At 60.0% G+C, this 12,314-nt stretch carries 14 protein-coding genes; 5 read left to right on the forward strand and 9 right to left on the reverse strand.

The genetic code is table 11. The annotated features are described in order from the left end of the window. The first annotated feature begins 830 nt into the window (after positions 1–830). Positions 831–1,118 (forward strand): GIY-YIG nuclease family protein, encoded by a 288-nt coding sequence (locus tag HY36_RS05620; protein ID WP_206741156.1) that lies wholly within the window; start codon positions 831–833, stop codon positions 1,116–1,118. 842 nt (positions 1,119–1,960) lie between these two features. Here the strand turns inward: HY36_RS05620 and HY36_RS17680 are convergent. The 5 genes from HY36_RS17680 to HY36_RS05645 all read right to left on the reverse strand — a co-directional run bounded on the left by HY36_RS17680 (position 1,961) and on the right by HY36_RS05645 (position 4,649). Further along, positions 1,961–2,743, reverse strand: coding sequence for a GGDEF domain-containing protein (locus tag HY36_RS17680; protein WP_051602536.1), 783 nt, complete (start codon positions 2,741–2,743; stop codon positions 1,961–1,963). 115 nt (positions 2,744–2,858) lie between these two features. Then, entirely contained in the window at positions 2,859–3,638 is a 780-nt protein-coding gene (locus HY36_RS17685; RefSeq protein ID WP_051602537.1) for a GGDEF domain-containing protein, read from the reverse strand. A gap of 178 nt (positions 3,639–3,816) precedes the next feature. Then, complete coding sequence (locus HY36_RS05635; protein WP_035549661.1) at positions 3,817–4,005, reverse strand: hypothetical protein; 189 nt, start codon at positions 4,003–4,005, stop codon at positions 3,817–3,819. A 65-nt stretch (positions 4,006–4,070) separates the two neighbouring features. After that, on the reverse strand, positions 4,071–4,271 hold the full coding sequence (locus tag HY36_RS05640; RefSeq protein ID WP_155841729.1) for a hypothetical protein: 201 nt from the start codon (positions 4,269–4,271) through the stop codon (positions 4,071–4,073). Between the two features lie 165 nt (positions 4,272–4,436). Further along, positions 4,437–4,649, reverse strand: coding sequence for a hypothetical protein (locus tag HY36_RS05645; protein WP_155841732.1), 213 nt, complete (start codon positions 4,647–4,649; stop codon positions 4,437–4,439). A 147-nt stretch (positions 4,650–4,796) separates the two neighbouring features. Between HY36_RS05645 and hisF the strand changes: the two genes are divergently transcribed. Further along, entirely contained in the window at positions 4,797–5,564 is a 768-nt protein-coding gene (hisF, locus tag HY36_RS05650) for an imidazole glycerol phosphate synthase subunit HisF (RefSeq protein ID WP_035549669.1), read from the forward strand. An 89-nt stretch (positions 5,565–5,653) separates the two neighbouring features. Further along, positions 5,654–6,070, forward strand: a complete 417-nt coding sequence (locus HY36_RS05655; protein WP_035549672.1) for a GFA family protein — start codon at positions 5,654–5,656, stop codon at positions 6,068–6,070. On the opposite strand, the gene HY36_RS05660 is transcribed toward HY36_RS05655, so the two are convergent. Further along, the gene (locus HY36_RS05660) at positions 6,067–6,885 is read right to left on the reverse strand and encodes a crotonase/enoyl-CoA hydratase family protein (RefSeq protein ID WP_035549673.1); all 819 of its coding nucleotides are present in this window, start codon (positions 6,883–6,885) and stop codon (positions 6,067–6,069) included. The genes HY36_RS05655 and HY36_RS05660 overlap by 4 nt on opposite strands. Before the next feature lie 109 nt (positions 6,886–6,994). On the opposite strand from HY36_RS05660, the gene hisE reads away from it, so the two are divergent. Next, positions 6,995–7,336 carry a phosphoribosyl-ATP diphosphatase gene (hisE, locus tag HY36_RS05665; RefSeq protein ID WP_051602538.1) on the forward strand — a complete coding sequence of 114 codons (342 nt, stop codon included), beginning with the start codon at positions 6,995–6,997 and terminating at the stop codon, positions 7,334–7,336. Here hisE and HY36_RS05670 read toward each other — a convergent pair. Both HY36_RS05670 and HY36_RS05675 read right to left on the reverse strand, forming a co-directional pair. Beyond that, positions 7,333–8,304: a glycosyltransferase gene (locus tag HY36_RS05670; RefSeq protein WP_035549677.1), complete on the reverse strand. Its 972-nt coding sequence runs from the start codon at positions 8,302–8,304 to the stop codon at positions 7,333–7,335. The genes hisE and HY36_RS05670 overlap by 4 nt on opposite strands. Before the next feature lie 114 nt (positions 8,305–8,418). After that, positions 8,419–9,153: a DUF6065 family protein gene (locus tag HY36_RS05675; protein WP_035549679.1), complete on the reverse strand. Its 735-nt coding sequence runs from the start codon at positions 9,151–9,153 to the stop codon at positions 8,419–8,421. A 58-nt stretch (positions 9,154–9,211) separates the two neighbouring features. Between HY36_RS05675 and HY36_RS05680 the strand changes: the two genes are divergently transcribed. Then, complete coding sequence (locus HY36_RS05680; protein ID WP_035549792.1) at positions 9,212–9,721, forward strand: prolyl-tRNA synthetase associated domain-containing protein; 510 nt, start codon at positions 9,212–9,214, stop codon at positions 9,719–9,721. A gap of 79 nt (positions 9,722–9,800) precedes the next feature. Here the strand turns inward: HY36_RS05680 and HY36_RS05685 are convergent, their stop codons facing one another. Continuing rightward, on the reverse strand, positions 9,801–12,305 hold the full coding sequence (locus HY36_RS05685; protein ID WP_035549681.1) for a TonB-dependent receptor: 2,505 nt from the start codon (positions 12,303–12,305) through the stop codon (positions 9,801–9,803). Positions 12,306–12,314: the final 9 nt, after the last annotated feature.

Raw genomic sequence — 12,314 nt, forward strand, 5'->3', positions numbered from 1 at the left:
TTATTGCCTCCGCTAACCATTCAAGGCAGCGTCGCGAAACGTCGATCACGTCCCGCGCCGCTACGATTGAATTTACGTCGTATGACAAGCTTTGCAGCAATAGTAGCACCCATTCGACTGAATGTACTTTTTCTTGGCTTCAAGAACCGCTGGTCCACAACTTGCGAATTCTCCCAAGTATGTCCGGTTGTACATTTCGGGCATCCTGCTGCAGCCGGTTACATGTACTTCGTGGTCCCCATTCAGTTGGGCGCGGTCATTCACATAGTAACTAGACATTTTATGTCTCCGTACTTTGCCGGAGGGTTGCCGGATGGGGAAATCACCCCTAAAAAAGGCATACCGCTTCGGCGGTTAATGGACCGAGGGGACACGGTACTTGCCTTCGAAATCGAGTAGCCGTGCCCTCTCGGGACGCACAATCTGTGTGCATCCCACACAGTAGACTAAGCGCTGGTCAGCGAGTCCAGTATCACGCGTGTGAATTCCACGGCCATTCACCCAAAAATTAGGTGTTTCGAGGGTATATTCTCTGTTTGTTCACAACCACTGCGCTAATAACTCATCAAACTCTACTTCAAGTATGCTTGTTTGAACGCTAGATCGAATCGCTGCTGTCAACGACGATTCGAATTATCCGTGCCCCTACTAGCCGCAGCCCCCTGCGGAGGCAGGGGGCTATCTCGGAACCGTTCCGCACGGTGCATGAGGCAAAAGCCGGGGATGGATACCTGCCTGCGCAGGTATCTTCGGAGGTGGGAAGGTGCCAGTCTTTTCCTGTTTGCCTGAGGCATGTAGGGTTCTGATATCGCCGTTTCTGGGGGAATATCGTGGCGTTCTATGCGTACATCATGGCCAACCGCAAGAATGGTGCGCTGTATGCAGGCCATACGGACAATATCGCGGCCCGTGTGTTGGCCCACCGGGAGGGACGCGGCGCAGCCCATACAAGCAAATACAACATTAAGCGCCTTGTCTGGATGGAAGCGCACGACACGCGAGAGGCGGCGAAGACGCGAGAATACCAGATCAAGAAATGGAAACGCGACTGGAAGATCCGCCTGATTGAAGAGACCAACCCCGACTGGAAGGATTTGTGGTTCAGTTTGAATCAATAGTCTTTGTCCTGTACAAATATCCGGACTGGCTCTCACCATCCGGGTATCCCGTATTCCCGGCCCCTGATGGAACCGACAGCGCGGCGGGCGCCGTGGCGCTCCGCCTTGGTTTTGGAATGGCTACGGAATGGAGCGTTACCGCCCGCCGCGCCGGACAGGGTCTTCAGCGGACACCTCGAAAGGGCCCAAGATCCCGGGTCTTCGTTACCGGCGCCGCGCGAACATTGCCTCCGTGCTTTTCACACGAAAGGCTGATCCGGGGAGGCCTTACTCCCGTGCGTCCGGACGAGGCGGATTCCCAACCGAGCTTCCTCGGCTCACCCTGGCCTGACCTGCCTAGGGCCCGGCGGGACCGTCTATCTCCCGCAAGGCCCATCCCGTCCCTGACCCCACAACCAGAACGGCACCTGATCCGGCTCCCGTGAGGGCAGGAGGGAAGTATGGGGTGGGAAGCTATCAGACGGATTCCCCCGTTCCGAAGATGCCTGCGCAGGCAGGTATCCATCTCCTGCCATCGCCTGAAGCGCTTGAGGATACAGCCAGAGATGGGCCCCTGCCTGCGCAGGGGCCTGCGGAGGAGAGGGGAAATCCTAATTCTCCCACAAAGTCCGCCTCCCCGGCGCATGCCGGGGTCTCCCGCCGTTAGGGCGCGGAGCCAGCCGCAGGAGACTCCGGCATGCGCCGGAGATACGGGACGGAGGAGACTGAATCCCCTGAACCGTGCAGGACGCATTTGGCGGCTCTGTTCCGTGATGGGCCCCCAGACCGCTGGCGCGGTCGGGGGTGACGCCAGGAGGAGAGGGCGGGACTCTATCCCCACACGGTAGAATGGAGGGCGCGGCTTAACCGGCGCGGCGGGTGAGGAGAGAGGCGCCGCTGTCGATGGCGATATAGGGGCGCGAGAAGCCGAGGGCGCGGTTCTTGCCGGCGCGTTTGGCGGCATAGAGCGCCTTGTCTGCGCGGGACAGCAGGGTGGAGATTTCAGACGGGCGCGCGCCTTCGCAATAGCCAAGACTGATCGTGACCGGAAGATCCCCTTCCCGCGTGTAGACCGGAGACGCGCCGACGACTTCCACAAGGCGGCGAAAGGCGCGAACGGCCTCGACCTCTGAAGAGAAGATGCCCGCAATCGCGAATTCTTCTCCGCCCAGCCGCGCGATCAGGCACTCATCTGGTGCGTGCGTGTTCAGCGTTTCGGCAAGGTCCCTCAACACGATGTCACCCACATCATGGCCCCAGCGATCATTCACGGCCTTGAAATCGTCCACATCGGCCAGCGCACAGAAGAAACGGCGACCGGACCCGCTGGCACGGCTGCGCATCTCCCGGACGCCATCGAAGAAGGCGCGGCGATTGGGCAGGCCGGTCAGCTCGTCCAGATAGGCGAGGCGATGATTCTCACGCGCCAGGTCTCGCGAGCGCATGTCGGCGCGCAGGATGAAGAAGCTGCAGATCGGTGCGATCAGCAGGGGCAGGAGGATGGCACGCAGGAGCGTGTCAGACCGGGTGGTGACAGGGTCCATCGCCAGCCAGGCGATGACCGGCACGACCGCCAGCACAATTGCGCCTAGCGTAATCAAGACGCCAAAGCCGATGGCGCGGCGGACTTCCTTTGAAATCGTCATCCTGACGACCCTCCAACACGATTTGTATTTATTATTGCAATCGTTTGTAACGGTAGGCCGTTAACGCCCATACCCATAGCGGCGTAAGGATTTGAGGAAGTGTGTTTACCGGCTGTTAAGCAGCGGTGCCGGCCGAGCGGGCGAAGCTGCCGGTCTGGCGGGAGGGGTGGTTGAAGTCCAGCGCGCGGTTCTTGCCGCCCCGCTTGGCCGCGTAGAGCGCGCGATCGGCCTGGGACAGGATCGAGGACAGCTCTGTCGTGCGGGACCCCTCGCAATAGCCGAGGCTGATCGTCACCGGCAGCGGGCCGTCTGGGGTCAGGATGGGCGTGCGGTCCACCACGGCAACAAGGGCCCGGAAGGCGCGGGCCGCATCGGCCTCACTCGGGAACATGCCGGCCATGGAGAATTCCTCTCCGCCGAGCCGGGCCACGATGGAATCAACCGGCGCCTTGGCATTCAGCGTGGCCGCAATCTCTCGCAACACCTGGTCGCCGGCCTCATGGCCTAGTTGGTCATTCACGCGCTTGAAATTGTCGACATCTGCGATGGCGCAGTAAAAATGGTGGCCGACAAAGCCTGCGCGGGCCTGGATCTGGCGGGCTGCCTCAAAGAAGGCGCGGCGATTGGGCAGGCCGGTCAGCTCGTCCATATGGGCGAGGCGGTAATTCTCACGCGCCAGGCGGGCGGCGCGGATATGATCCTTCAGGACAAAATAGCAGAAAACCGGCGCAATCAGCATCGGCATGATCGCTGCCATGATCAGCACATCGATTGGCGTGATCTCCTGCAGCGCCTGTATCCAGATCGCCACCATCACCACTGAAGCCAACACCGACCCCGCGATTACCAGAACTCCTGTTCTGATCGCGTTCGACACATCCTGTGAAATAGACATTGCGTCTCCCTGTCCCACCGGAGATTGATCGCATAGCCGCATTAAGCGGGTCCCTATTTCCGCAGGGGAATTGGTCAGGGGCAGTTAGGGTCTGATTATCCATGATGGATCGGGGCGGGGTCCGCGCATGAAAAAAGCCGGCCTCATGGACCGGCTTTCCTGGCGTATTCGGGCGCGATTAGCGTGCCATCTGGCGCGGCTTGTTCGCAACATTCGTGACGTGCTCGGCCACGGCCGGAATGAGGCGCGGGCTTTTGGACTGGCGACGCCCGAGGAAGTGAAGCGTTGCGCGGCGAGCGGCATAGGCTGCGCTCGTCGTTGCGGCAGCGGTTCCGGCGGCGATGGCGATCTGTTTCCAGAGTTTCATGTCAGGCTCCTTTGTATGGCGTTCACCCAATCAATGCGCGCCCTCGCCCGCCGGTTCCGAATGGCTTAGCGCCGCCCCATCACGGGTGGCATCATCCGGCGAGTTTTCAGCGCATGGGCCACATCTGACAGGCCGGGCGCGTCCGGCGCGCGATCTGGGTGTTCCGGGTCCAGGCGTGCGTGGCGCAGGCCCTGTCGCACATAGGCATCTTCGGGACGGGTCGCGGCCTTGTCAGCGGCGCGGCGCATGGTTTTCCAGAAATTCATCTCAGTCTCCCTTGCTGATGTTGCGAGGGCGGGCGGAAGGCCCGCCATTTGGGGAGTATAGCACACAGGAGACGGCAGCCTGAGTGAAAGCCTTGTCAGGATAGCGCGCACGAAAAAGGGCCGCATAAATTGCGGCCCCGTTTCAAGCATCAATCTTCTCACGCATCAGTGCGCGGTGACCGGGTCACCATGTGGGCTGGACACGCCCTTGTGCGCGCGGAATTCACTAGAGGTATCTTCGCCATTGCGCGCTTTCGCAGAAGTGTCGTCATCGCGGTGTTGGCGCAGGAATTTGCGGCCATATTTCTGGCCGGCAAAGGCGGCGCCTGCAGCGCCCAGGACACCAGCGGCGATCATTAACTGATTACGGGTCTTCATATCGTGTCTCCTTTGGTTCGCTTCGGTTTCATGCGGGGCGGGATTGTCATCGCATTCCCCCAATCAATGGGTGGGCCCCGATCGATGTTCCATGACAGAGCGGCAAGGCGCTTCCCTTCCGCGCGCCGGACGGCTAAAGCCCCCTTCATGACCCTGAAAACCCGCATCATTCCCTGCCTGGACGTAAAAGACGGACGCACCGTCAAGGGCGTCAATTTCGTTGACCTGAAAGATGCGGGCGACCCAGTGGCGCTGGCCAAGGCCTATGATGCGCAGGGGGCGGACGAGCTGTGCTTCCTCGATATCTCTGCCACGCATGAAGGCCGGGGCACGCTGATGGACATTGTCTCTGCGACAGCGGAGCAATGCTTCATGCCGCTGACCGTAGGCGGCGGTGTAAGAAGCGCCGAGAACATGGTGGCCCTGCTCCGCGCGGGCGCAGACAAGGTGGCGATCAATTCCGCCGCCGTGGCGGACCCGTCGGTGATCTCACGCTGCGCCGCCAAGGCAGGATCTCAGGCGGTGGTCGTGGCGATCGACGCGCGGGCCGTGGGCGACCATTGGGAGATCTTCACCCATGGCGGCCGCAAGGAAACCGGTATTGATGCGGTGGCCTTTGCCAAGGAAGCCGAAGCGCGCGGCGCCGGGGAAATCCTGCTGACCAGCATGGACCGGGATGGCACCAAATCGGGATACGACCTGCCCCTGTTGAAGGCGATCACCGGCGCGGTGAACATCCCCGTCATCGCCAGTGGCGGGGCGGGCAAGGTGGGAGACCTCGCCCCCGCGGTGATCGAAGGTGGGGCAACTGCCGTTCTGGCCGCATCGATCTTCCATTTCGGTGAAGCGACGATTGCCGAGGCGCGCGCCGCCCTTGCCACCGCAGGCGCGCCTGTTCGGCCGCTTGCAAACTGAGCCCCTTTCAGATTCGTCATAAAGGCTTCAATTGCGTCATCCGCGCATCGGCGTAGTCTTTCCCTTCAAAACACAGGAAGGGAACGAACATGAGAGGCGAGTGCATTTGTGGTGCCGTCAAGATCACCATTCCAGACATAAGCGAAGTCGCTGTATGCCATTGCGCAACATGCCGTCGCTGGGGTGGCGGGCCGTTGTTTACCGTAGACCATGATGGAAAACTGGAGATTGAGGGCGAGGAGAATATCTCCGAATACCAATCATCCGACTGGGCAGAGCGCGCATTCTGTAGCAAATGCGGTAGCCATTTGTTCTACCATCTGAAATTTCACGATCACTTCGCCCTGTCAGCCGGGCTATTCCAGGACGTGCCGCTCAAGAAAATCAGCCAGCAGATCTTCATTGATCAGAAGCCAGACTTTTACGAATTGGCAAACGACACGCCAAAACTTACCGGTGAGGAAGCATTCGCTGCATTTGAGGCCTCAAACAACGAAGAGGACTAGTCCGCAAAGGACGGCTTGCGCTTTTGCATTTCTGCGAACACCGCTTCCATCTGGTTTGGTGTACGGATGATCTTGTCCTGCTCGTCTGATTCGGCCTGCAGCAATTCCGCATCCGTTGCATCCTGCATCATGTTGAAGATGCGCTTGGAAGCCTGAATGGCGTCCGGGTTCTTGTTCGCGATTTGCGTAGCAAGCGCCATCGCATCTTCCAGAGGCGTGTCGGAGACATGGGTGGCAAAGCCCATATGCTTCGCTTCGGCGCCATTGAAGATACGGTTCGTATAGGTCAATTCACGCAGCACATCGTCGCGGACATTGCCGCGCCAGAGTGGGAAGCCGGCCATGTCCGGCACGAGGCCCCATTTCAATTCCATGATGGCGCAGCGTGTATCGGGATGCACGAACCGAATGTCGGCGCCGGAAAGGATCTGGAAGCCGCCGCCAAAGGCCACACCATGCGCCGCCGCGATGACCGGTGCCGGTATCTCGCGCCAACCCCAGGCCACATGCTGGGCGCGGTTGGCAATGCCATGTGTCCGCTCGGCCAGCGTGCTGGCCTTGCTGCCCGTGACGCTCTTGGACTTGTCGCTGCCGGAATCGCTTCCGAGGCTGGACAGGTCGAGCCCCGCGCAGAAGGCGCGCCCCTCCCCCGAGACAACCACGACGCGCAAGCCCTTGGTCTCTTTCAACTGGGCAATCGCCTCATTGATGCCGTCAAACATGGCGGGGTCGAGGGCGTTCATCTTGTCGGTGCGAATGAAGCGGACATCGGCAATGCCATCGTCCAGCATGGTGATTGAGACCCGGTCTTTCATGACTCTGTTCCTGATCTGGTGGCGTTTCCTTTCGTAAAAGTGCGCCAGCGGGGCCCCGCGTCAAGCGCCCGCGCTTCCTCACGTCGCGTAAGTGCGCTATGGCGGAGGTATGACGGATCTCGGCTCTTCTGACCGCCTTGCTGCGGCCCTCGCTCATCTCGGCAGCACAATCGACGCGCGCGCGAAGGAAGGTGATGCCTCAAAATCCTGGACGGCTAAGCTGCTGGCCAAGGGGCCGGAATCCTGCGCGGAAAAGGTGCATGAGGAAGGCATGGAGCTGGCCGAAGCGGTGCGCCGCGAGAGTGATGCGAACGTCGCCAGCGAGGCGGCAGATGTCCTCTACCACGCTTTCGTCGCGCTGCGCTCCCGCGGTGTGAGCCTCGATGATGTGGCCGCCGCATTGGAAAAGCGGCAGGGCATCAGCGGGATTGACGAGAAGGCCAGTCGCTAGACGTTGAACGCCCGGCGAACGAGCGAGGGCGCAAGCGGGGACACGGTGTGCCCGATCATCGAAAGCCCATAATAGGTGGTCGCGAGCCCCTTGGCGACGAGACGCCCCCGCGCGCCGAGCTTCATACCATCGGCCCCTTCGTCGATGCGCCTGAACGCACCTGAGAGATTCCACTTCGCCTTGCGCAGCGGGAACAGCGACGGACGCGGATCAGACTGCGGCCGGAGCGTCTGGTCCATCAACCAGGCATCATGGCCATCAATGACGGCACGCTTCAGAAAGTGGCCGAGGCCATTTGGCGGCGGATGGGAAACGCGCGCGGCCGGACAGATCTCGATCTGTTCTCCTGTCTTGCGCAACTGGTCGGCCAGCACATAGCAGCGCCCCCGCACCAGGTCGCTGTCCGGGAACGGTGCGCGGAGAAAGGTTTCCCGCTCGATCAGGAAATTGTTGGCAAAGAAGCGATCGCTTTCAAAAGCCTCTGTCGCAGGCGACCGCGGCGGGAAGAACCAGAACAGGGCGAAGGCCCGGTCCAGCAGGCTGACAGGTTCGACATAGGTCTGGCCGCCGACAATGACCGCATTGCTGGTGCGACGAGCTTCCAGCAACGTTTCGAGCCAAGCCTCTTCCGGCACGACATCACTGTCGATGAAACATAACCAGGGCCGCGTCGCGAGGGTCGCGCCAAGATTCTTCTGCTCGTAATATTCCAGATCGTGGGCGGCTTCGATGCGGATCTCGGCGCGCGCCTCCGGATTCCAGGCCGAGTCCACGAATTGCTTCAGGGCGCTTGAATCAATGGCCTCTGGATCATGCAGAATCAGGATTTCGGCAGGGTCCGCAAACCGGTCAGCCAGGGCCGCAATCTGTCCGGACACACATTCGAGCATGCCTGCGGCGCGATCCGCCTCCGCGAGCTTGGCGTTCTCCCATTCCATGATGACCGAAAGGCCGGGATACCTTGTCATAAAATCTGTTCCTGCCTGCCGGGACACCTTATCGCGAAAGCAATATCCGCGCCAAGCAAGGCGAATGTGCCAGCGAGGCGGGAAATCCGGACACATGCGCGAATATTCAGCGCGCTACACCTCTCTCGGCGGTTTCAGGCGGCGTTTGGTCTGGTGGGTGTCGGCCTTGTCGCCGGTGGGTTTTTCGCCGCGCATATAGTGGCGCTGCCAGCGTTCTTTCATGGCGTTTTCCTCGCCACCCGCGAGACGCGTATTGAAATCAGCGCGGCTGTCGCGCCACGCGTCATATTCCTTCACCAGTTCCTCATTCGAGCGTAACAGTTTCCGCTCCGGCTCGATCTCTTCCAGCTTCTTGTGTTCCATCAGCGTGATGAAGGCGAAGGGCTCGCCCTTTTCGAAGATCACCTCGCCAGGGCGGGTCATCTGCCAGTTCATCGTGAACGGAAACGGTAGCCAGTCTGTCTCAACGAGGCCTGTCAGCGGGTAGATGCCATCCTTCGGCCAGTTTGGCGGGCCGGTGACCCAGACGCCCCAGCCGGGCGGCGTGCGGAACAGATGGCCTGTATGGAAAGTGACGATTCCGCGCATGAAATGAGCATCCGCAAAGCTGGCGATGGCGTTCGGATCGCCGCGGGTCAGCAACTGGATGTCTTCATTCCGGTTGCCGCCATTCCACTTGATCTTGATGTCCATCGGGCACAGCAATTCCCAGCCGGTGGCGTTTGCCATGGTCAGCGGCAGGCACCGATAGGGGTGGCGATCCGTGAACGCATCCATCCAGTCGCGATTGGAGCGCGCGGGCACAAGGTCTGGCGCGACATCATAGATCTTGTAGCAGTCGAGGTGCATGGAAGCGGTATCCGGGGCAAAGCTTGACGAGGCCTCAAGTCTTGGCCCAAAGGGCGCCATGACCGCAACCCCCGATGATCTGTTCGCCTATTTGGATGAGTTGGGCATTGCCCACACCACGCACTGGCACGCGCCCGTCTTCACCGTGGAGGAAGGCCGGGACCTGAAAGCGTCGATGCCGGGCGGGCATACGAAGAACCTGTTCCTGACCGACAAGGATGGCACCATCATCCTGATTGCAGCGGAGGCGCACTCACAGTTGAAGCTGAACCGGCTGCACCGGCTGATCGGCACGCGGCGGCTTTCCTTTGGCGCGCCGGAATTGATGGAAGAGGTTCTGGGCGTCACACCGGGATCCGTTACGGCGTTCGCATTGATGAATGACCGGGAAGGACGCGTGCGCTTTCTGGTGGATGCGGCCCTGATGGCGCATGATCCGGTGAACTTCCACCCGCTGACCAATACAGGCACAACGGCCATCGCGCGGGACGACCTGGAAGTATTCGCGCGCGCAACGGGACACGGGTTCGAAGTGGTGGACTTCACTCAATTGCTGGACGAGGGCTGATCCCATGCCCCAAAAAAGGGAGGGGCCGCCCATGACAGGCGACCCCGGGGATTGACTTGCTGAGAAGTCTTTTGACTGACTAATCGAATGTATATTTCAGACGCACACCCATCGAGCGCGGTGCGCCGACGTGCGTGTAGTAGGTACGCTGATAGACTGGACCGCCGAGATCATCGGACAGAACCTGATTGTAGAGATTCGTGCCGACGACGCCGGTTTCGTAGAACTCATCGAACAGATTGTTCACGAAGAAGGTCGCCTGCCAGTCACCCGTGTCATACACCGCGGAGACGTTGGCAAGGCCGAAGGAATCCAACGTCAGGCCATCGCCAAGTCCGCCGGTCCGGCTGAGCACGTCGCCCTGCCATGTGTAGCCAGCATTGAAGGCGAGTTCGCCATCAGCAAACGGCATGACATAGGTACCAAACACGGACAGCTGGTCTTCAGGAGAGCCCGGCAGGCGGTCGCCATCGCTGCCGTCCAGAAGGACTGTGCCAAAGCCTGGAGGCGAAATGGTACCGACAAGACCCGGCGCGTCAGCGGTCAGTTTGGCCTCAGTGTGACTGTAGCTGCCGCGGACAGACAGGTTTTCGTTTACAGCCCAGGCTCCACTGACTTCGAAGCCTTTTGATTCCGCACCTTCGGCGTTCACCGTGATCGGAATAGATGCGTTGATCGTGGCGGAGGTGAGCTGCGGATCGGACCATTCGATGAAGTAGACGGCACCGTTCAGCGTCACCCGGCCATCCATGAGTGTTGATTTGAATCCGAGCTCATAATTGGTTGTGGTGTCAGGACCGTACTGCGACTCATCCCGTGTGGAGATATCGCCCGCACCCGGCCCGAACTGCTGCCCCGGCAACAGCGCACAGGCGCCCTGCTGGTTGTCTGTCGGATCATAATCCGGGCAAACGCCGATACCGTTTGAGTTACCGATACGATAGCCTTCACTGACTGTGAAATAGCCAAGAATATCGTCAGTGAACTCATAAGACGTGTTGAACTTGAAAAGTGTTCCGTCGTCTGACTGGCTGGTGCGTTCGGTACCGTTGGGGCTGCCGGCCGCAAAGTCAGACTTCAGGCTGTTTTCCAGATCATTGATGCCGACCGGCTGCAGATAGTCCGGGCCACTGTCAAACAAGGGGAAATCCACATCACTGAAGGATTCAAGATCGTACTCATAGTAGCGACCGCCAACCGTGACGGTCCACTTGTCTGTGATCTCAAACCCGATTTCACCGAACAGAGCCATTTCCTCAAGCTCGGAGAAGAACTGGGAATAGTATTCCAGATCGTCCGGACGGTCGAAACCAACATAGTCCGCATAGCCCGGCGTGTATTCCTGTGAATACGACGTGACGTCTGAGTTGTTGTAGAACGCGCCAATGATCCAGTTGAATCGGCTTTCCGTCGTCGAGACGAGGCGGACCTCCTGGTTGAAGGTGTTTTCACGTCCCTTCTCATGCGTGAAGGAGGTGAAGGTCGGGAACAACTCATAGCTGTATTCCAGAGAGATCAGCAGATCTGTCTGGTCGCGCTGGCCGTCATCATCAAAGCGGGAATAGCCGGTGGCAGAGGTCAGTTCGGCAAAGCCGAGATCGGCTGTCAGCTCAAGCGCGAGCAGCTGGTTCGTGATCTCGTTCGGCTCTTCGACGCGCTTGGCCAGTTCATACTTGCCGGTGTTGAGCGTATTGCGCCAGCTGGAGCCTTGGCGGCCATCAATGTCCGACTTCTGATAGTAATAGGTTGCCGTACCATCGAGCCAGTCGAGCGGCTCCCAGCGCGCAGCAAGGCGTCCCGACACCGTCCGTTCACCATTCGCATCTGTCACGCCGCGCAGGTTTGCGGCCACATCAGACGGATCGGAAAAATCCGGATCCGGGTCAGACACGCCGATTTCCTGAACGATATAAGGATAATCGATGAAGCCGGAATCATCTTCAAAGTCGATCGAGCCTCGGATGGCAAAGTTCGGGGCCAGCGCCTTGTTGAAGGTCAGGCCGGTCTCGTAGCTGAGCGAGCTGGCTTCGGAATATTTCGAAACCTCGGAGCGGACTTCGAGAAGATCGCCCCCGAAATCCGGCTTGTTCGGAATGTAGCGGATGGCGCCGCCCAGCGTGCCGGCACCATAGAGTGTGCCCTGTGGCCCAAGCAGAACCTCGACACGCTGCATGTCGTTCAGCTTCAGGTCCACGAACAACGGAATTTCGCCAATATAGGTTGCGACCGTGCCGCCGCCGTCATTGTTGCCATCGCCGGAGCCGAGGCCATCCGCATTCAGGCCGCGCACGATCAACGGGTTGCCCTGACGGCCCCCGCGATCCACCACGTTGATACCGGGCACGTAGGACAGCATATCGGACAGTTCGTCGAAGCCCTGCTCCTCGATCTGTTCGCCGCCAACCGCTGCAATGTTCAACGGAATGTCCTGAACGCTTTCGGCGCGGCGAGTTGCCGTTACAGTGATTGTCTGCGCACGCAGTTCGCTGTCGCCTGAGGCGTCTTCCTGGGCATTGGCGCCCATGACCAGGCCCGTCGCAAGAACGGCGAGGCTGGTCTGTCTTAACAAGCTGGATTTCGACATAAAATTCTC

This window comes from Hyphomonas atlantica corrig. (genome assembly GCF_000682715.1).
GTDB lineage: Bacteria > Pseudomonadota > Alphaproteobacteria > Caulobacterales > Hyphomonadaceae > Hyphomonas > Hyphomonas atlantica.